Origin of the sequence: Lysobacter sp. TY2-98, from assembly GCF_003367355.1 — a bacterium.
Classification (GTDB): Bacteria; Pseudomonadota; Gammaproteobacteria; order Xanthomonadales; family Xanthomonadaceae; genus Cognatilysobacter.
This window is the reverse complement of sequence record NZ_CP031413.1, coordinates 1,502,534-1,521,107: the sequence shown is the minus strand read 5'-3', so window position 1 is coordinate 1,521,107 and position 18,574 is coordinate 1,502,534. Positions and strand designations below refer to the sequence as shown.

Below are 18,574 nucleotides of genomic sequence, written 5' to 3'. Positions count from 1 at the left end.
CGGCGCAACGCGAAATCAGCGGGCGAGGATCGCCATCGCGAGTTGCAGGTCACTGGCCGTACGCGCATCGGCGCGGTGTTCGCGCATGACGCGAAGTGCGGCTTCGAGCTGCGCGCCGCGTACGCGGCCGTCGGTGGCGACGAACACTGCAGCATCGTCGCGTGCCTGCATCACCACCTTGTCGTTGCCCGACGAGCTGCCGCTCGAATTGGACGACGCGCCGGCCGACGAGCCCGCGGACGAGCCGGCGAAGCTGCTGGCCGAGGCGGACAGCGGGAGAGCGAGGGCAATCGCGGTCGCGAGCAGCGTGCGGGTCAGGGTCATGCGATCGGCATCCGGTAACGGGATGCCGAGGATAGTGCGGTGCAGGCCGCCGCGGCTGAACCGGCAGTCAGTGCGGACGCGCGCCGGCGTCGGGCGTGCCATCGCGCGGGTCGACCACGGCGAATTCCGGCGATTCGGAATCGTGCACGTGGCGCAGCGCCTCCACGACCTCCGGGGCGAGCCGGTCGACCGCCAGCAGAACCTTGCCCGAGTGCACGTCGCGCACTGCATTGTTCGGCAGGACGAAGTCACCCGCGTTCTGGATGTTGACGACGAATTCGGTGCGTCGCGTTTCGCGCACGGCGCCGATCCCGACGCCGCCGTCCTTCACGAACACCATCTGCCCGACCTCGATCCGCTCCTGCATGGTCTGCACCTCGACGATTCGGCCTACGGCCGCATCGCGATCATGCCGGGCCCCGCCGTTTTCCGGCGGTGAACGCAGCGTGCGGCCCCGTCGCGCGGCCGCCGTCGCGCGGCCGCCGCCGGGCGGATGACGGACTGTGGCGGCGTATTAAGCTTGCCGCTTCCCCTCTTGCGAGACGGTCATGGCGATCTCCCTCTACCAGGCGTCGGTTCCGGTATTCGTTCGTGCGCTGCACAATCTGCGGCACATCCTCGAAAAGGGCGCGGCGCATGCGCGCCAGCGCGGCGTCGATCCTGATTCGCTGCTGCAGCTGCGGCTGATCGACGACATGCTGCCGCTGTCGCGCCAGGTGCAGATCGCCTGTGACATGGCCAAGAACGGTGCGGCGCGCCTTGCCGGCCAGGAGCCCATGCCGCTGGCCGACGAGGAGGCCACGCTCGATCAGCTCTACGCGCGCATCGCGCGCACCATCGAGCTGGTCGAGGCGGTGGAGGCGGGCAAGGTCGACGGCAGCGAAGGCCGCGAGATCGTGCTCAAGATGCGGTCGGGTGAAATGCGCTTCAACGGCCAGGACTACCTGCTGAAGTTCGTGCTGCCGAACCTGTACTTCCACGTCACTACGACCTACGCGTTGCTGCGTCGCGAAGGCGCGCCGCTCGGCAAGATGGACTTCATCGCGGGTCCCGACGCGCCGGCCTGAATACACGGGGTCGCGCTCACGGTTTCGTCAGTCGTTGCTCACCGGCGCTTTGCGGAGCGCCGGGCAGGGTGGAGCTTTCCCTGCACAGGACGAGACCATGGCGAGCCAGCATCCGAAGGGCGACGGTGCGCGCACCGCGGACGCCCAGCGACGCATCCAGTCGCGCATCGATCGCAAGGAAGTGTCCGACGGCGGCACGTCGTCGGACACGAGCAAGAAGGCCGTGCAGGCCGGCCTCGATCGCAAGCCCGAGAACCCGCTGCCGAGGCAGCATCTGAAGAAGCCGGGCAACGAGCACGATCTCGAGCTGGAGCCGCGCTTTCTTGCGCCCGGTTATCTCGGCAGCGGCAAGCTCGAAGACATGGTCGCGATCGTCACCGGCGCGGATTCCGGCATCGGGCGCGCCGTGGCGGTGCTGTTCGCGCGCGAAGGTGCGGACGTCGCGGTGCTGTATCTCGACGAGCACGAGGACGCGAAGACCACGAAGGAGTGCGTCGAAGCCGAAGGTCGCCGTTGCATCACGATCGCCGGTGACGTGCGTGACGCCGGCTTCTGCGAGCGGGCGGTGCAACAGGCGGTCGATGAATTCGGCAAGCTCGACATCCTGGTCAACAATGCCGCCTTCCAGCAGCACGCGAAGACGCTGGAGGACATCACCGACGATCAATTGATGATGACGCTGGAAACCAACGTCGGCGGCTACTTCCACATGGCGCGCGCGGCCCTGCCGCACATGCAGGAAGGCGCCTGCATCATCAACACGACGTCGGAAACCGCGATCTTCGGCAGCAAGGAACTGCTCGACTATTCCGCGACCAAGGGCGCGATCAACGCGTTCACGATGTCGCTGGCGAGCAACCTGCTCGAACGCGGCATCCGCGTGAACGCGGTGGCGCCGGGCCCGGTATGGACGCCGCTGAATCCCGCCGATCGCGACGCGGAATCGGTGTCGAAATTCGGCGCGAAGAGCGACATGAAGCGACCGGCGCAGCCGGAGGAGCTGTCGCCGGCCTACGTCTTCCTCGCATCGCCGGTGACCGGTTCCTACGTCAACGGGGCGATCCTGCCGGTGATGGGCGGCCCGCGCGGCTGATCGCAGCGATCAGCCCTTCGCGCGGGCCATGCAGGCGCGGTAGCGCTGGTCGACGCGCTTGGCGAACCACGCGGTGGTCAGCCGCCGCGTGATTTTCGGACTCTGCAGGCGGATCTCCGGCAGGCGTGCGCGCGGCAGCACGTGTCCGGCTGCGCGGTCGGCGATCTTGCCGATCTCGACATAGAGGGCGGTCGTCTCGAAGTCGAGGCTGCGCGACTTGAGCAATGCGCGGTGGATCTGCGACGCGTCCATGCCGAGCTCCTGCGACAGCGTGCCGATCGCGAGTTCGGTCTTGCTGGTGTCGCCGTCATAGCTGACGAGGTCGCCGTCGAGGTCGAGAGGCACACCGGTCGCCACCGAGACCATGTTCTGGAACGCGGCATTCCGGCTCGCGTACCAGCCGGCGTTGTAGTCGGCGAAGCGGAAGATCGGCTGCTTGTAGGAGGCGCGATAACCGAGCAGGTGCGCGGTGCCGAAGTACACGCCGCCGCGCCGCGTAAAGACTTCGTGCCTGATCGAGCCCTGCGCGGGATACGGATAGGTCTTGTCGCGCGCGAGTTCTTCCGCGAACGCGATGCTGACCTGCATCGGCCCGCCGGTATGGACGGGATTCGAGCTCGCGAGCAGGCGGCTCCCCATCGGCACGCGCGCGATCATCGCTTCGTAGATGTCGCTGAGATCCCGCTCGGTGGTCGCCGCCTCGATGCGCTTTTCCCATGTGCGTCCGTCCGGCGATTCGATCTGCAACGCCGCGCGCGCGACCAGGGGCGGAATGTGATGCGCGGTCATGCGGCGGTCGATTTCCTCCAGCGCGATGCGGCCCAGCCCGGGCACGGAGGGATCGGCGTTGAACGTCGACTCCTGTTCCGTCACCGCGACTACCGCGCAGAGGTTGGCGGTCTTCGGCTCGATCTTCAGCGCGGCGAACGCCGACTGGATATCCGCCGCCCAACCGCTGCGGTCGCGCACGCCGCGCGGCATCAGCCGCGCGAGTTCGGCGCGGACCTCGGCAGGAGTCTTCGGTCGCGGCTTCGGCTCCTGGCGGCAGCCGACGAGCAGCGCCAGCAGCGCGGTCGCGCCCAATGCCGAGCGCAGCAGGCGCGGCGCGATTCCAGGACGTACGGACGTCGACTTCGAGGCAGCGTATGGGGGCACGTTGGAAAGCGGTGGAGGACGATGCGGCAGGGTAGCCGAGCGGCGGCTGCGTCGCAGCGCACGATGCGGATAGCGAAGGAATTCGCTTGCGCCGATGCTCCATGCATCGTCCGCTGGAGCAGCGTCATGTCCTATCGCATTTTCGGTCTCGACCCGGCGCCGTTCACGCCGCTGTATGGCCTTTCCGATGAGGAGCTCGTCGCGCGTGGCGCGCGCCGGGTGCGCGTCGGGCCCGAGGGCGGCGTGCCCGATCGCGTCGAACTGCGCGATCTCCGTGAAGGCGAGGTCGCGCTGCTGGTCAACCATGTGCACCAGCCCGAGCACACGCCGTACCACGCGCGGTATGCGGTCTACGTACGCGAAGGGTCGACGACGCCGCGGAACATGGACAACGAGGTGCCGGACGTCATGCGGCGTCGCCTGCTGGCCCTGCGTGCGTTCGACGCTGAACACCTGCTGATCGAAGCGGACGTACTCGAGGGCACGGAGGCCGACGCACGCCTGCGCGCGATGTTCGCCAAGCCCGACGTTGCCTACGTCCACGTGCACTACGCGCGCCCCGGCTGTTTCGCCGCGCGCGTGGAACGCCTCGCGGCTTAGGAACGCAGGCCGCGGCGCTCGCGCTTGGTCTGGTACATGGCGCGATCGGCGCGGTCGATGATGGCGCCGGCGTCGATTTCACCGGTGCGCGCCAGCACCACGCCGACGCTCGCGCCGGCGTAGTCGACGCGACGGCCGTCGCCGAGGTCGAACTGGCCGACGGTCGCATCGGCGAGGCGGTCGCACAGCACCTTGGCCGCCGCTTCCGGATTCTCGCGCGGCACGATGCCGGCGACCACGAACTCGTCGCCGCCGATGCGCGCGACCAGGTCGCCGCCGCGCAGCACGCTTTCGAGCGCGCGTGCCATCGCGATCAGGAAACGGTCGCCGGCGTCGTGGCCGTGCTGATCATTGATCGTCTTGAAGCCGTCGAGGTCGATGAAGGCGACGACCAGCGCTCGATCATCGCGCTGTGCACGCGCCAGCATTCTCGCGAGCTCCTGTTCGAGCGACCGCCGGTTCGGCAGCCCGGTCAGCGCGTCGGACAGCGCAGAAGTGGCGAGCTCGGCATTCGCGCGGCGCAGCTGGTCGATCATGCGCTCGCGTTCGATGTGGTAGCCGATCAGGTGCGCGAACAGGCGCAATACATTCTCGGCGTCGGTATCCAGCACGTGGCGTTCGGCGCTGGCGGCGCACAGCGTGCCGAACAGCGCGCCGTCGCCCATGCGCACCGGCACGCTCACGTAGGTCTGCAGGCCGAGCTGGGCCGCGGCGTCGGAATCGCCCCAGCGCGCGGGCACGTCGTCGCACTGCGTCCGGCCTTCCTCCAGCGCGCGGCGGCAGAGGGTGTCGGCCCACGGCACGGTCAGCCCTTCGGGCAGTTCGATCGTGCCGGTGTTCCGCGAGAACAGGATGTGCTGCTCGCCGGCGGCTTCATCGACCTCGGTGAGGTAAGTCGATTCCAGGCCGGTGACCGTCTGCAGCATCTCGAGCAGCGGACGCGCGAGTTCATCGAGCGTGCGGGCCCGGTCGAGTGATTGCGAAAGCTGAGCGAGCAGCCGATCCATCCGGCGCGGTCTCCCGTCTGGTGAACCGATTCTGCACGACGCACGTCGGTCTGAATCGTTAACGTGTGATCCAGTCCGAGCTTTAGTCGCCTGTTCACGGCGCCAGGCCTATCCTGAGCGTCCTCACGAGGGCAGGGCGATGGCGACGGGCTGGGCGGGCGATGGAGCGGTGCAGGATCAGATCGACGCCACGGTGGGCGACGCCATCCGCCGTGCGCGAAGCCGTCTGCCGCAGGGTCCAGGCCGCAGCCATTGCGAGGAGTGCGAGGCGCCGATTCCCGAAGCGCGGCGCAATGCGTTGCCGGGCGTGCGCCTGTGCGTGGCCTGCCAGGAAGCACATGACGCCGAGGAGCACGCGGTCAGTGGCTACAACCGCCGTGGCAGCAAGGACAGCCAGCTGCGTTGATCAGGCGTGTGGCGCACCGTTGACCAGCGCGTCGAGGCGATCGAGCAGCGGTCGTTGGCTTTCCAGCATCTTCTCGCGCGCCCGTTCGATCGCGAACCACTGCGCGCGGTCCACTTCCGGAAATTCGCTGAAGCGCCCGCTTCGCGGCGGCCATTCCATGCGGAACATGATGCTAGTGAGGCGATCGGGATCGAAGTCGCCCTCCATCGCGAATGCCTCCACCCATTTGCCGCCCTTCTGGCGCAGCCGGCCCAGCGGTTCGAGCGTGCCGGTCGCGGGGGCGCCGAGTTCTTCCTCGAATTCGCGACGCGCCGTCTGCTCCGGCGTTTCGCCCGGCATCGGGCCGCCTTTCGGGATGCTCCACGCGCCGTCGTCGCGCGACTGCCAGAACGGGCCGCCCGGATGCGCGAGCAATACATGCAGGCCGCCGCTCTTGCGATAGAGCAGGATGCCGGCGCTTTCCTGGGGCATGGGCGTGGTCCGTGCGAAACGACGCGAGTCTTGCGATGCGATCGGCGTGATCGCGTGAACGTTACTGAAGTCGCGATGCGGCGAGGCGATCGTCGGCGCGTTCGACGCGTTCGGCTTCGAGCGCGGTGAGGTAGGCCTCGAGCGTGAGCCCGGCGGTTTCGGCTTCGCGCGTCGCCGGGTTTTCCAGTGCCGGTGCGATGCGGACGGTCAGCGGCGTGTCGTCCGTCGACAGCGTGACGCGCGCATGGCGCAGCATCGCGATCGCCATGCCGGCGCTGTCCGTCGATGCGACCACGCGACCGCCGAGCACGAGTGCGTAGTCGTCGTCGCGTTGTGCCACACCGCCGACGATGCGCTCATCGTCCGCCAGCAGATGCGCCACCGCCGGCATATTGCCGCCGCCGTCGGTGCCGGCGCGGCGTCGGGGGTGGCGGGGGCGCGAGGAAACGGGCATGGGCGGGATCAGGTGCGAGGGCGCGCAGTCTGCACCGTCGCGTCGCGGGGCGCGAGGGTCGACGGCGGGGAAGCGTCAGTTTTCGAGGCCGTTGCGGCCGCCGCGGCCGGCGGACGACGTGTCGTCGTCGAGCGTCGTACCGGCGCTGGAATCCGGGCCTTCCGCGCGTGGGCCGGTCGCGTCACGCTCGGCAGGACGGCCGAGGTCGGCGTCGCGCCGGCTTGTATCGCGATGCGCGCCGTCATCGCGCCGCGCGTTCTCGACGGCCTCGCGACTCTCGAACGCCGAAAGCACGCCGGTGGGGCTGTCGCCGACGAGATTGCTGTTGCCGTAGCCGCCATCTTCGTGGGTGCGATCGCCGCGGGTCATCGTCGTGCTCCATGAATGCGAGGGCGCCAGCACCGCCGGCACGACGTGACCCGCACGTGGTCAGTGACGGGGCCGCGCGCGCTCGACTTCGAGCCGCTGCAGGATGCTGCCGTGAACGCCCGTTCCGATCGCGATCGGGCGATGCAGGTTGCCGGCCTCTTGCGGTGCTTCCGGGGCTTCGTCCTGGAGCAGCTGCTGCACCGCGCCGGTCATGCCGTGCGTGATGGTCTGCGACAGCCGTTCGGCGATGGTCGCCGCCGTCGCCGAAAGCCCGACCGTCACTTCGTCCTGCGGTGCGTTCACCACGCCGACGATGGCCTCGACGATCTCGTCCGCGTCGGTGATCGGGAACGGGTGCAGCGTGTGACCGGTGTAGTTGGCGGCGTGGTCGAAGAACGGCGTGTCCGCCGCCATCGGCAGCACGGCGCAGATGCGGATGTCCTTTGCATTCGCGGCCGCGACTTCCTGTCGCAGTGCATCGCACAGGCCGACGATGCCGTACTTCGTCGCGCAGTAGCTCGCGTAGTACGGCGCAGGCGTACGGCCGAGCATCGATGCGACGTTGATCAGCACGCCGCCGCCCGCCTGGCGGAAGTGGCGCAGCGCGACGTAGCTTCCGGCCATCGCGCCGCCGAGGTTCGTCTTCATCACCCGCATGTGGTCCTCGAGCGGGATGCGTTCGAACGCGCCGAGGGCGGCGACACCGGCGTTGTTGATCCATACGTCGAAGCGGTTGAACTTCGCGATGGCCGCGGCGGCGAGTTTCTCGACCGCGTTCGGATCACCCACGTCGCACGTCACGGCGATCGCGTTGCCGCATTCCTTCGCCAGCTGATCCAGCAGATGGCCGCGGCGGGCGGCGAGGACGAGGTTGCAGCCCTGCCCGGCAAGGCGAAGCGCGACGCCGCGGCCGAAACCGCTGGAGGCGCCGGTGATGACGACGGTACGAGCCGGCATGGTCGATTCCTGTTCGGGGAGGTCGACAGCCTGCGTGACCGGCCGTGGTGGCCAGGTGTGCGCCGCTCAGTGCGGACGATGGCCGATGCCGTCGAAGCCCGGGCGATGCAGGCGGTCGTCGAACGCCCAGTGCGGGTCGGCCGCCTGCGCACCGCGCTGCGGCATGTCGGCCTGCAGGCGGTCGGCCGGAATGCGTGCGGAGCGATTGGCCAGACGCTCGAATTCGACGACGTCGTGCGCGCAGAACATCTGCACGTCGGCAACGTGGTCGCGACGCAGGTCGCGCAGGCGCGCCTGGTTGGCGAGGCGCGCGCGGCGGTCCTTCTCCAGCACGCGCTGCATCAGGCGCAGGCCCATCGGGCAGTGCTGACGCACGGGATCCATCTGCGCGTGATGCATGTAGGCGTCGCCGGCATTCAGCATCCATCCCTGCGAGCTGCGCACCGCAATGCCGACGTGGCCGTGGGTGTGGCCATGCAGCGGAACGAGCAGCACGTCGGCCGGCAGGCCTTCGAGATCGCGCACGCAGTCGAAACCCAGCCACTTGTCGCCGGAGGAGCCGGCATAGGTGTGCCACTGGCCGCGCGTCGACCACTGGCTGGGGCGGTAGCGCTGTCGATCCAGCCACGTCCGCTGCTGTTCCGCGCATTCGCGTTCGCGCGTCATCAGGTGGACGCGCGCATGCGGAAAGTCGTCGAGACCGCCGGCGTGGTCGCAGTCGAGATGGGTCAGCACGATGTCGCGGACGTCGCGCGGGTCGAAGCCCATGCGCTCGATCTGGCGGATCGCCGTCATGTCCTCGCGCAGGTCGGGCGCGAGCATGGCGAGGTAGAAGGCGGACAGTCGACTGCGTGGTGCGTGCACGTCGCGCAGGCCGAGGCCGGTGTCGACGAGGACGAGGCGATCGTCGGCTTCGAGCAGCAGACAGTGCGAGGTGAGATGCCCTCGCGCGACGAGTGACCGGGTGCTGCCATCCGTCAGCCGCCCGCCGAGCGGGCAGGTCGAGATGCAGTTGAGGTGATGGATCTTCATGGCCGCGCACGCCCGGTGAACGCGGCGAGGCTCGCAAGGCCGGGGTCGGCGCACCGTGACAGCGGCCTGTTCAGACCAGTGCTTCGGGCAGCACCTTGGTGCAATCGGCGCGCACTGCGAGCGTGGCGAGTTCGTCGGCGCGGGTGGCACCGCGCGTGAGCAGCGCGATCGGCAGCCCGGCCTCGTGCGCCATGCGTGCGAAGCGGAAGCCCGAATACACCATCAGCGACGACCCGACGACGAGCAGTGCGTCGCTGGCGGCGAGGGCATCACGCGCGATTTCGAAGCGGGCGCGCGGCACGTTTTCGCCGAAGAACACCACGTCCGGCTTGAGCATGCCGCCGCAGCGCGTGCACGACGGGATGTCGAAATCGCTGAAGTCGACGCGTTCGAGGTCCGCATCGCCGTCGGGCGCGAACGCGGTGATGGTGTCGATCCAACCGGGATTCGCGTCGGCGAGGCGATGCTGCATGGTGTCGCGCGGCGTCAGGTCACCGCAGGCGAGGCAGCGCACGGTGTCGAGGCGACCGTGCAGGTCGACGACATGCGCATTCCCCGCGCGATGGTGCAGGCCGTCGACGTTCTGCGTGAGCAGCATCGACATGCGGCCCGTCGCCTCCCATGCCGCCATTGCGCGATGCGCGGCATTCGGCGCCGCCTGCGAGAACACCGGCCAGCCGGCGAACGACCGCGCCCAGTAGCGACGCCGCGTGGTGTCGTCCTGTGTGAAAGCCTGGAAAGTCACCGGCGGCTTGCGCTTCCAGCCGCCGGCCTCGTCGCGATAGTCGGGGATGCCCGATGCGGTGCTGCACCCGGCACCCGTGAGCACGAACACGCGCCGTCGCGGTGCGAGCCAGTCGCGCAGGAGCGCGGCGTTCGTGGGGATCTCGACGTCGGCGATCACGTGCATGCGTGCATCCTAGCGGGCGAGGCCGCAGGGGAGATGACGTGATGCCGACCGATCGCCGTCCACCGTGGAACAAACCGTCGCCGAAACGCGCGGGTCCGGGCGGCCATCTCACGCCGGCACAGAAGGCGGCGGCGAAGGAGCGCGCCGAGGCGGCCGGGCGGCGCTATCCGAACCTCGTCGACAACATGTGGGCGATGCGGCAGCCGAAAGACGACGACCGCACGCCGACATCGTAAGCACGCCCCGCGCGACTTGGGCGCGGGGCATGACGTCGCCTCAGTGCAGGCGACCCAGGTCGGTATCGAGGCGGCGCTGCAACTTCTTCGCCGCACCCGTGATCGCAGCGCCGATCGAATCCGCATCGTCCGACACGGCCAGCGGCGGACGCCCTTCGACCTTCGCCTCCAGCAGACATTGACGATCGTTCGCGCCGCGGCGCTCGGCGTTCTTGTCGTGCAGGTGCACTTCCACCCGGGTGACCTGGTCGGCGAAGCGCGCGAGCGTGTTGTCGAGCGTCTGGCGGACGTGACGTTCGACCGATTCGTCGAACTGGATGTTCTTGTCGTGGTTGATCTCGATGCGCATGGGCGACATCCGTAGTGGGCCGACGTCTACCGTAGACGCCCGGGTGTGGACAAAAGGTTCAGCGCGTTCGCGCGGTGCGTGAACGTTCGGCGTCGATCGCCCGGAAGACGCTCTCGGTCATCGGCGTCCACGTGCTCCATGCATGCTTGCCCGGCTGCACGAGCACGTGGTCCCTCGGCAATGCATCGGCCACGAGCGGCATGCCCTCCCGCAGGTAATCGTTGTCGCCATAGGCCAGCCAGACATTGCGCACGCGCTCGGGTTCTTCACGCCAGGTCTTCATCTGTGCCCACAGGTCGCGTTGCCAGAACGACTTGGGGTCGATCGCCGATGTTTCCGGACGCCACGTCCCGAGACCGCCCGCGGCGCGGATCTCGTCGTGGATCTCACGTTCGCCCGTGTAGGGCGCGAGCAGGACGATGCCGTCGACCTGCTCGGGGTACATGCCGTCATAAAGAATGCTGCCCATGCCGCCCAGCGACGCGCCGACCAGCCAGATCTCGGTGTAGGCGCGGCGTCGTGCCGGCATCAGAACCTCGTCGTGGAGCCGCTGCGGCGCGGTGCGATCGACGTAGTAGGGCATCGAGAGTTCGGCGAACAGCACGTCGGCGTCCGGCCACGCGCGCTGGATGGCTTCGCCCACGCCGCTGCGTCGTAGCGATTCCAGACGATCGCGCCGCCCCGGCAGCACGACGACGAGCCGGTGCGAGCCCGCTTTCGATGGCAGGAGCGCCGTCGCGATCGGTCTCGATGAATCGGCGCGGGTCGGGACGCAGGCGAGCAACGCGCTCGCCGCGAGAAGGTAGAACGACCACCGCAGCAGGCGCATGCAAAACCCCTCTCGTTCAGCCAGCGCAGTGTCGCAGACGCGCGTTACGCCACGGTCGAGGCCGCTATGTGAACGACGTTCCGCCTCGACCGTGACGCGCGCACTTTCCCGGCTCACGCGCACTTTATGGACGCTCGACGACGATGCGTCGCTCTGCCGGATTGGATTGCTGCGAACGTGCTGACTCCCGGTCGACCCCGCGGTGAACGGGGCCTGCCCTGGATCGCGTCCTCGTCGAAGGACAGCGAAATCCTGCGCCTGCGTGGGCTCGTCGCCACACTCGCGTCCGTGGCCGAGCACCCGGGCGGCGCGCAGTCGTTCGTCGAATACGCACTCGACAAAGTCGTGGAGATCACCCGCGCTACCGGTGGCGTGGTGCTGCTCGACAACGGCGACGCCGGCCTGACGGTCGCGTCCGCGCGAGGGCAGATGACACGGCTGGACGTCGATGCATTCAACGGCGGGCAGACGCTGGCGCGCGCCTGTCTCGAAGAGGGTACGTCGCTCCGCAGCGACGCGACGGCGGGCGACGAGCGCATCCGCGGCGACGCGCGCCGTCGCCACCACCTGCACGCACTCATCGCGGCCCCGTTGCGCTACGGCGACACCGCGCAGGGCGTACTCGAGATCTGTTCCTCCGTGACGCACGCGTTCGACGACATCGATGCGCAGGCGATCGCGCTGATCGGCAACGCGATGGGCGGCGCGCTGGGCCGCCAGCTCGCACTGGAGGAGAACGCGCGCCTTCTGCGTCGGCTGCACGATGCGCTGCTCGACACGCAGGCCACTGCGCAGATGTATCAGGACGCGGCGTCGCTGGATGCGTTGACCAGTCTGCCCAACCGCGCGACGTTCGAAGCGCAGCTCGAGGCCGTATGCGCCGCGCACGACGGTCAGCCCCACCGCTTCGGTGTGCTGTTCATCGACCTCGATGACTTCAAGGACATCAACGACAGCTACGGACACGCGACGGGCGATGCGGTGCTGCGCACCACCGCCGGCGTCCTGCGCGACACGCTGCGCGATACCGACGTGGTCGCGCGCCTGGGTGGCGACGAATTCGTCGTGCTGCTGTCGTCGCTGCGCGATGCCGACCGCGACGTGCGCTCGGTCGCCGCGGCCGTGGAGGATGAACTCGCGCGGCCGCGTGTGGTGAACGGCGTGCGCCTGCGCATCAAGTGCAGCGTCGGCTGGGTGATCCATGACGGCGAATCACATGCGTCGCAGGTGCTGCATACGGCGGACGAACGCATGTACGAGCAGAAGCGCGCGCGCCGGCAGCGCTGACATCGCGTCGCCGTACTACCCGGCGATCACGCTGCGAAAGTTATTCATCGGGACGAGGCGGCGCCGCAGCCGCGCATCGACCGGAGGCTTCCGATGTCCCGTCATTCTTCCGCCCATCTGTTGGGCCTGGCCGTTGCTGCCGCTCTCGCGCTCGTCGCGTGCAAGGGGCAGGGCGGCAACGACACGCTCGCCGATGGCGCGACCGATTCGAGTTCCGCGGCGACGGGCGCAACGTCCGCCGGCCCGGGTGCGCCGCCGGTTGACTCCGCGAGCCCCGCGGCTGGCAACGACGCATCGCAGGCGACGACGCCCACCACGGGCGCCGCAGCGTCGCCTACGCTGATGCTCACGGCGAATGGGCCGCATGGCGCGTACGTCACCAACGGCGCCGGTAACGCGGTCTACTGGGTGGAAGGCGACACCGACGGCAGCAAGTGCAAGGCCGAATGCACGCAGGCGTGGCCGCCCGTGACGGCCGACGCGCAGCAGCCGGCCGGCGCGCCGGGCCTGCAGGGTGCATCGATCTCCACCATCTCGCGCGCGGACGGCATGCGCCAGGTCACGTTCGATGGTCATCCACTGTATCGGTACGCGGCGGACACGGGTGTCAGCCAGGCCAACGGAGATGGCGTGAAGGACAAGTTCGGCAGCTGGCACGTTGCGAAGCCCAGCGCGGCAGCGACGTCAGGCGCGACCACGCCCGCCAGTGCGACAGCGGCGGGCGGTTCGAAGAACGGTTGATGGCGTGAAGCGACCGGCGTGGCCGATCGCTTTTTTCAGGCGTGCGCGCGACGCAGTGTGAGCGCGGGGCTGGGATCGATCGCATCCCGTCCCGCCGGCGACAGACAGCGGTCCCACGAGATCTGCAGCAGGCCCTTGGCGTAGAGGTCGTCCTCCAGCTGCTTGTCGATCTTGGCGCGGCCATCGACGGCCAGCAGACGCAGTGCGGCCAGCTCGCGCGAACTGATGATCGTCGTGTGCGGTTGGATATTCATGGCGCGGGCTCCCCAGGTGGTACGGGAGCCAGTCTGCGGGGCGCCAAGTTCAAGGCCACGTGAAGCCTGCGGCCGCTCGCTGACGCCTTCAGCTGGGCGGTCGACGCCGGGGCGCAGGCGGCGTCGAACCGGCTGTAGCGCGGACTCAGTCGCCCAGCACCAGCAGGAAGGGGCCGAGCTGCGAGGTCATCGAGACCAGCACGTGCATGCCGTCGTTGAGCGCCGACACCGGCGTTTCGAAGTCCGGCGGCGAGGCGCGATAGGTCGCGTCCTCCGGCAGGCTGTCCTTGACGACGTAGCCCATCAGCACGTTGACGAGTTCGCCCAGCGCATCCAGCGCGAGTTCCTCGTCGCAGGCTTCCGGCGGGATCGACAGGAACGCCTCGGCGATCCTGTGCATCGTGGCCTTGTCGCACGCGACGCCGATCGCCAGCGGACGCTCGGCGGCGACGCGCACCAGCGCCATTGCATCGGTGTGGGGCGGATTCTTCGGGTCGACGACGGCGGAAAACTGGCACTGCGTGCGCAGCAGTCGCGGGAAGAGCTTGTTGCAGGTCGCGATCGAATTGCCGACGCGGCGACCGATCTTGTGCGACGCGACCATCGTGTCGAGCGAACGCATCGCATCGTCGCGCTCGCCCGCATGCGAGCGCAGCTCCGCGTCGAGCTGGTCGCGTGTCAGGAAGCCTTCCTCGACGAGGATTTCGCCGAACAGCTTGCGACGGGACTTCTGCTCGTCGAGCAGGATGTTCACTTCGTCGCCGGTCAGCAGACCCATCGCCTGCGCGAGGTCGCCGAAACGCTTGTCCTCGCGACGCTGGCGTTCGTTGATCGCCATCGCCTGGTCGGCGGTGAGCATGCCGCGCTCGCAGGCGAGCTCGCCCAGCGCGGGATTGGAGACGCGCTGGATCTCGAGCGCACGCAGAAGCTGCTGTGCGTCGATCACACCCTTTTCCAGCAGGAACTGGCCGAAGAACTTGGCTGCCATGGTCAGGTCCTCAGGCGGTCGTGGCGGCGGTGACTTCTGCCAGCACGCGCGCGAGCGTGTCGCGGTCGATCGGCTTCTGCAGGTAGCTCTTCGCGCCCATCTTCAGGCACTGCTCGATGTCGTTCTGCGCGCCGAGCGAGCTGAGCACGACGACCTTCGCCGCCGGATCGAGTTCGAGGATGCGCTTGAGCGCCGCCTTGCCATCGACCTTCGGCATGACGAGGTCGAGCAGCACGACATCCGGCTTGAGCGCGAGGTACTGCTCGACCGCCTTGACGCCGTTGTCGGCTTCACCCGCCAGCTGGTAGCCGCAGGCGTCGATCTGCTGGGCGGTCAGCATGCGCAGCGCGCGGGAGTCGTCGCAGAGCAGAACCTTCGGGCGGTCGGTCATCGTGGTGTCCTGGCACGCATCCGGCGCGCGCGTTCCGTGGGGCGATCGGCGTCGTCCCTCGGAACACCGTAACGGCGCGTATGGAGGAAGCTTGAGGGCGATCAGCGCGTCACGTGACGGGCGGCCGAGCGGCCCGCCCGGAGCCCGCTGGCGAAGCAGGCGGTCAGCAGATAGCCGCCCGTGGGCGCCTCCCAGTCGAGCATCTCGCCGGCAACGAAGACGCCGTGGCGGTCGCGCAACTGCAGATCATCGTCCAGCGCTTCGAGACGCACGCCGCCGGCGGAGCTGATGGCTTCGGCAATCGGTCGCGGCGACAGCAGCCGAAGCGGCAGACGTTTGAGCGTGGCGGCCAGGCGGGCGGGATCGTCGGGGAGCGGATGGCGCAGCACCTCGTGCAGCAGGCCGGCGCGCACCCCGTGCACGCCCACCTGCCGGCGCAGGTGGTCGCTCTGGCTGCGGCCCTTGCGCGGGCGGGCGAGGGCGTCGCGCAGCGTGGGCGCGTCGCGGCCGGGCACGAGGTCGAGTTCGAGGACGGCCGATCCATCGCGCGCGATCGCGTCGCGCAGGTCGGCGGACAGCGCATAGATCAGGCTGCCTTCGATGCCCGCGGCGCTGACCACGCATTCGCCCTGCAGCGAGCGACGCGCACCTGCGATGTCCGTCCACTGCGCGACGACGGGCTTCAACGGCTCGCCAGCGAATCGCTCGACGAAGTGCGGCGTCCACGCGACATCGAACCCACAGTTGGACGGCACGAGCGGCGCGACGTCGACGCCCGCATCGCGGAACGGGGCCATCCACGCACCATCCGAGCCCAGCTCCGGCCAGCTGCCGCCGCCCAGCGCGAACACCGTTGCCCGCGCGCTCGCTTCGACGACCCCATCGGGCGTCTCCAAGCGCAGCGCACCGTCCTCGCTCCATCCCGTCCATCGATGCTGCACATGGAAGCGAACGCCGGATTCGCGCAGGCGCCGCACCCAGCCGCGCAGCAGCGGCGCGGCTTTCATGTCGGTCGGAAACACCCGGCCCGACGTGCCGACGAATGTGTCGATGCCGAACCCGCGCGCCCACTCGCGCAGAGCATCGGCGTCGAAATCGTCGAGCCACTGGCCGACCTGCGCCGCACGCTCGCGATAGCGCGCGTCGAACGCGGGTCGTGGCTCCGAATGCGTGAGATTCAGCCCGCCCTTGCCGGCGATCAGGAACTTGCGGCCGACCGAACCCTTCGCATCGAACAGGTCGACCTCGGCGCCCGCCGCGCGCGCGACTTCCGCAGCCATCAGGCCAGCGGGGCCGCCGCCGACGATGGCGATGCCGGGAAGCTCGAGTCGTGCGGAGGCCATGCGGTGCGTATGCGATGCGGGGCGCACAGCATGCCTGCTGCGACGGTCGACGCGGTATCGTCGCGCGCTCGTCCCTCCGATCCGACCCGATGACGCCGCGCCTGTCCGCCTGCCTGCTCGTGCTTCCGCTCCTGCTCGTCGCGCCCGTCAGCGCACAGGAAACCGCTTCCGCTCCCACCGCCGCGACCGCGCTCCCCGCGCAACTCGCCGACTTCGACGCCTACGTCGAATCCGCACGCAAGCGATTCGACGTGCCGGGCATCGCCGTCGCGATCGTGAAGGACGGGCACGTCGTGCTCGAAAAAGGCTGGGGCGTGCGCAAGATGGGCACGAATGAGCCGGTCACCGCGCATACGCAGTTCGCGATCGCATCGAACACCAAGGCGTTCACGTCGATGGCGATCTCGATGCTCGCCGACGACGGCAAGCTCTCGCTCGACGATCGCGTCATCGACCACCTGCCGTGGTTCCGCATGTCGGATCCGTACATCACGCACGAGATGCGCGTCCGCGACCTGCTCGCGCACCGCTCGGGTCTGAGCCTCGGTGCGGGCGATCTTCTCTACTGGCCCGGCACGACCTACACCGGTCGCGAAGTCGCGGAACGCCTCAAGAACGTGCCCATCAATGGCAGCTTCCGCGGGCAGTACGCCTACGACAACATCCTGTTCGGCGTCGCGCAGCTGGTGGTCGAGCAGGCGAGCGGACAGAGCTTCCAGAGCTTCCTCGACACGCGCATCCTCGGCCCGCTCGGCATGAAGGAGACGCGCTACAACAGCGACTTCCTCAAGCCGGGCGACGAGTTCGCCACCGGTCACGCCGCGCTCGATTTCAAGGACGTCCGGCCGCTCGCCGCGCCGATGACGTGGTCGAACGTCGCCGGTGCCGGCGGCATCTATTCCAGCGTGCACGACATGGCGCGCTGGATGGACGTGCAGCTCGCCGGCGGCATCATCAGCGGCAGCGGTGACGACGCGAAACGACTCGTCAGCGATAAGCGGCACGACGCGCAGTGGCAGGTGGTGACGCCGATTCCTGTGTCGAAGCCGTCGGTGCCGCAGCTCGAACCGCTCAAGCCCAACTTCGCGGGATATGGCGAGGGCTGGTTCCTGTCCGACTACCGCGGCCACAAGCTCGTCTGGCACACGGGCGGCTGGCCCGGCATGGTGTCGAAGGTGACGATGATTCCCGACCTCGGCGTCGGCGTGGTCGTGCTCACAAACGCCGAGATGGGTGGCGCGTTCAACTCCATCACTTATCGCGTACTCGACGCCTACACCGGCGCGTCGAAGACGGACTGGGTTGCGGCCTACGGCGCCGCGCTCGACAAGTCGCGCGGTGATGCGGACGAAGGCTGGAAGAAGCATCTGGCGCAGCGGGAGGCCGCATCGAAGCCGTCGCTGCCGCTCGCGAAGTACGCTGGTACGTACCGCGACCCGTGGTACGGCGATGTCGTTGTCGAACGCGATGCGAAGGGCCTGCGCCTGCGCTTCACCAGGACGCCCGAACTCGTCGGCCGCCTCGAACATTGGCAGCACGACAGCTTCATCGTCCGCTGGGACCAGCGTTGGCTCAACGCGGACGCGTTCGTGGATTTCGACCTCGACCACGATGGCGTGATCCAGGGCGTGCGCATGCAGCCCGTGTCGCCGCTCACGGATTTCAGCTTCGACTTCCAGGACCTGCGCCTGGCGCCGGTGGCGACGCCGTAACGTGCACGGGTTCCGGTCTATGCTGGCCGGACTCGACCTGGACCGCCCATGAGCATCGTCGCGATCGTCATCGTCATCCTCGGCATCTGGCTCGCCTTCAAGGCGGTCGGGCTGGTCGTGCGCCTGCTGATCTGGGCCGTGATCCTCGGCGCTGTGTACTGGCTCATCGCGCCGCATCTCGGCCTGCCGATGCCGGGCTGACAGCGAACATCGCGGAGGGGGACCGCACATGAACTGGCACGTCTATTCCATCGGACCGATCGATTACGGCTGGCACCAGCTGCGCAGCGTGCGCGAAACGCTGGAGGTCGCGGCCGTGCCCTGCGAGGGCAGCGACCCGCGCGAAGGCCTCGATACCTCGGCCAGCCTCGCGTTCCTGAAGAGCTGGGAGTCGGCCAAGGAAGCCGCGCTCGCGGCCGGCTGGGAGGGCGGCTTCCGCCTCGAACCGCGGGTGTTCTGGGTTCCTGACGACCTGCAGATGGCGCATGGCTTCGTGTTCAAGCAGGACCACAACGGCGCGACGTTCATCGCCAGCCCACAGCCGCTGCCGCACCTGGAAGCACTCGCGGGCCGCTGAACAGGGTCTGCGGCCCGGGCCG

The 18,574-nt window shown here is 68.7% G+C and carries 26 protein-coding genes; 10 read left to right on the top strand and 16 right to left on the bottom strand.

Going from position 1 to position 18,574, the window contains the following annotated elements; genetic code table 11:
• Positions 1-15: 15 nt before the first annotated feature.
• Together DWG18_RS07200 and DWG18_RS07195 are read right to left on the bottom strand one after the other, a co-directional pair.
• Positions 16-318, bottom strand: coding sequence for a DUF2388 domain-containing protein (locus DWG18_RS07200; protein ID WP_205289433.1), 303 nt, complete (start codon positions 316-318; stop codon positions 16-18).
• 73 nt (positions 319-391) lie between these two features.
• Positions 392-691, bottom strand: a complete 300-nt coding sequence (locus tag DWG18_RS07195; RefSeq protein WP_205289413.1) for a hypothetical protein — start codon at positions 689-691, stop codon at positions 392-394.
• Positions 692-872: 181 nt separating this feature from the next.
• On the opposite strand from DWG18_RS07195, the gene DWG18_RS07190 reads away from it, so the two are divergent.
• Positions 873-1,391, top strand: a complete 519-nt coding sequence (locus DWG18_RS07190) for a DUF1993 domain-containing protein (RefSeq protein WP_115646573.1) — start codon at positions 873-875, stop codon at positions 1,389-1,391.
• Between the two features lie 97 nt (positions 1,392-1,488).
• Positions 1,489-2,484, top strand: coding sequence for an SDR family oxidoreductase (locus DWG18_RS07185; RefSeq protein WP_115646572.1), 996 nt, complete (start codon positions 1,489-1,491; stop codon positions 2,482-2,484).
• A gap of 9 nt (positions 2,485-2,493) precedes the next feature.
• On the opposite strand, the gene DWG18_RS07180 is transcribed toward DWG18_RS07185, so the two are convergent.
• Positions 2,494-3,567: a DUF1615 domain-containing protein gene (locus DWG18_RS07180; protein WP_343195085.1), complete on the bottom strand. Its 1,074-nt coding sequence runs from the start codon at positions 3,565-3,567 to the stop codon at positions 2,494-2,496.
• Between the two features lie 198 nt (positions 3,568-3,765).
• Between DWG18_RS07180 and DWG18_RS07175 the strand changes: the two genes are divergently transcribed.
• Positions 3,766-4,239, top strand: coding sequence for a DUF1203 domain-containing protein (locus DWG18_RS07175; protein WP_115646571.1), 474 nt, complete (start codon positions 3,766-3,768; stop codon positions 4,237-4,239).
• Here DWG18_RS07175 and DWG18_RS07170 read toward each other — a convergent pair.
• Entirely contained in the window at positions 4,236-5,246 is a 1,011-nt protein-coding gene (locus DWG18_RS07170; protein ID WP_115646570.1) for a sensor domain-containing diguanylate cyclase, read from the bottom strand. The two genes, DWG18_RS07175 and DWG18_RS07170, sit on opposite strands and share 4 nt — an antisense overlap.
• 139 nt (positions 5,247-5,385) lie before the next feature.
• Here DWG18_RS07170 and DWG18_RS07165 point away from each other — a divergent pair, with 139 nt between their 5' ends.
• Positions 5,386-5,652: a DksA/TraR family C4-type zinc finger protein gene (locus DWG18_RS07165; RefSeq protein ID WP_115646569.1), complete on the top strand. Its 267-nt coding sequence runs from the start codon at positions 5,386-5,388 to the stop codon at positions 5,650-5,652.
• Here the strand turns inward: DWG18_RS07165 and DWG18_RS07160 are convergent, their stop codons facing one another.
• From DWG18_RS07160 to DWG18_RS07135, 6 genes are all read right to left on the bottom strand, one after another.
• A complete protein-coding gene (locus tag DWG18_RS07160) occupies positions 5,653-6,123 on the bottom strand; it encodes an NUDIX domain-containing protein (RefSeq protein WP_115646568.1) in 471 nt (156 codons plus the stop codon).
• A 61-nt stretch (positions 6,124-6,184) separates the two neighbouring features.
• Positions 6,185-6,577, bottom strand: coding sequence for a hypothetical protein (locus tag DWG18_RS07155; protein WP_162823745.1), 393 nt, complete (start codon positions 6,575-6,577; stop codon positions 6,185-6,187).
• Positions 6,578-6,652: 75 nt separating this feature from the next.
• Positions 6,653-6,946 carry a hypothetical protein gene (locus DWG18_RS07150; RefSeq protein WP_115646566.1) on the bottom strand — a complete coding sequence of 98 codons (294 nt, stop codon included), beginning with the start codon at positions 6,944-6,946 and terminating at the stop codon, positions 6,653-6,655.
• A 60-nt stretch (positions 6,947-7,006) separates the two neighbouring features.
• The gene (locus DWG18_RS07145) at positions 7,007-7,903 is read right to left on the bottom strand and encodes an SDR family NAD(P)-dependent oxidoreductase (protein WP_115646565.1); all 897 of its coding nucleotides are present in this window, start codon (positions 7,901-7,903) and stop codon (positions 7,007-7,009) included.
• 66 nt (positions 7,904-7,969) lie between these two features.
• Positions 7,970-8,935: an MBL fold metallo-hydrolase gene (locus tag DWG18_RS07140; protein ID WP_115646564.1), complete on the bottom strand. Its 966-nt coding sequence runs from the start codon at positions 8,933-8,935 to the stop codon at positions 7,970-7,972.
• A 70-nt stretch (positions 8,936-9,005) separates the two neighbouring features.
• A complete protein-coding gene (locus DWG18_RS07135) occupies positions 9,006-9,845 on the bottom strand; it encodes an NAD-dependent protein deacetylase (RefSeq protein WP_115646563.1) in 840 nt (279 codons plus the stop codon).
• 41 nt (positions 9,846-9,886) lie between these two features.
• Here DWG18_RS07135 and DWG18_RS07130 point away from each other — a divergent pair, with 41 nt between their 5' ends.
• Positions 9,887-10,081 carry a hypothetical protein gene (locus DWG18_RS07130; RefSeq protein WP_115646562.1) on the top strand — a complete coding sequence of 65 codons (195 nt, stop codon included), beginning with the start codon at positions 9,887-9,889 and terminating at the stop codon, positions 10,079-10,081.
• 40 nt (positions 10,082-10,121) lie between these two features.
• Here the strand turns inward: DWG18_RS07130 and DWG18_RS07125 are convergent, their stop codons facing one another.
• Positions 10,122-10,430 carry an HPF/RaiA family ribosome-associated protein gene (locus DWG18_RS07125; protein ID WP_115648083.1) on the bottom strand — a complete coding sequence of 103 codons (309 nt, stop codon included), beginning with the start codon at positions 10,428-10,430 and terminating at the stop codon, positions 10,122-10,124.
• A gap of 58 nt (positions 10,431-10,488) precedes the next feature.
• On the bottom strand, positions 10,489-11,259 hold the full coding sequence (locus tag DWG18_RS07120) for an alpha/beta hydrolase (RefSeq protein WP_115646561.1): 771 nt from the start codon (positions 11,257-11,259) through the stop codon (positions 10,489-10,491).
• Between the two features lie 177 nt (positions 11,260-11,436).
• Here DWG18_RS07120 and DWG18_RS07115 point away from each other — a divergent pair, with 177 nt between their 5' ends.
• Positions 11,437-12,546 carry a sensor domain-containing diguanylate cyclase gene (locus DWG18_RS07115; RefSeq protein WP_162823744.1) on the top strand — a complete coding sequence of 370 codons (1,110 nt, stop codon included), beginning with the start codon at positions 11,437-11,439 and terminating at the stop codon, positions 12,544-12,546.
• 93 nt (positions 12,547-12,639) lie between these two features.
• Entirely contained in the window at positions 12,640-13,287 is a 648-nt protein-coding gene (locus DWG18_RS07110) for a hypothetical protein (protein WP_115646559.1), read from the top strand.
• A gap of 35 nt (positions 13,288-13,322) precedes the next feature.
• Here the strand turns inward: DWG18_RS07110 and DWG18_RS07105 are convergent, their stop codons facing one another.
• The 4 genes from DWG18_RS07105 to DWG18_RS07090 form a co-directional block, all read right to left on the bottom strand.
• Positions 13,323-13,541: a hypothetical protein gene (locus tag DWG18_RS07105; protein WP_115646558.1), complete on the bottom strand. Its 219-nt coding sequence runs from the start codon at positions 13,539-13,541 to the stop codon at positions 13,323-13,325.
• Between the two features lie 145 nt (positions 13,542-13,686).
• Positions 13,687-14,529 (bottom strand): chemotaxis protein CheX, encoded by an 843-nt coding sequence (locus tag DWG18_RS07100; RefSeq protein WP_115646557.1) that lies wholly within the window; start codon positions 14,527-14,529, stop codon positions 13,687-13,689.
• A 10-nt stretch (positions 14,530-14,539) separates the two neighbouring features.
• The gene (locus tag DWG18_RS07095) at positions 14,540-14,920 is read right to left on the bottom strand and encodes a response regulator (RefSeq protein ID WP_115646556.1); all 381 of its coding nucleotides are present in this window, start codon (positions 14,918-14,920) and stop codon (positions 14,540-14,542) included.
• 101 nt (positions 14,921-15,021) lie between these two features.
• Positions 15,022-16,263, bottom strand: a complete 1,242-nt coding sequence (locus DWG18_RS07090; protein ID WP_115646555.1) for a TIGR03862 family flavoprotein — start codon at positions 16,261-16,263, stop codon at positions 15,022-15,024.
• An 89-nt stretch (positions 16,264-16,352) separates the two neighbouring features.
• Between DWG18_RS07090 and DWG18_RS07085 the strand changes: the two genes are divergently transcribed.
• The 3 genes from DWG18_RS07085 to DWG18_RS07080 are packed head-to-tail and all read left to right on the top strand — an operon-like array spanning position 16,353 to position 18,552.
• Positions 16,353-17,975 (top strand): serine hydrolase, encoded by a 1,623-nt coding sequence (locus DWG18_RS07085; RefSeq protein WP_115646554.1) that lies wholly within the window; start codon positions 16,353-16,355, stop codon positions 17,973-17,975.
• Positions 17,976-18,023: 48 nt separating this feature from the next.
• A complete protein-coding gene (locus tag DWG18_RS15260) occupies positions 18,024-18,176 on the top strand; it encodes a hypothetical protein (protein WP_162823743.1) in 153 nt (50 codons plus the stop codon).
• Between the two features lie 28 nt (positions 18,177-18,204).
• Positions 18,205-18,552, top strand: a complete 348-nt coding sequence (locus DWG18_RS07080; protein ID WP_115646553.1) for a hypothetical protein — start codon at positions 18,205-18,207, stop codon at positions 18,550-18,552.
• Positions 18,553-18,574 lie beyond the last annotated feature (22 nt).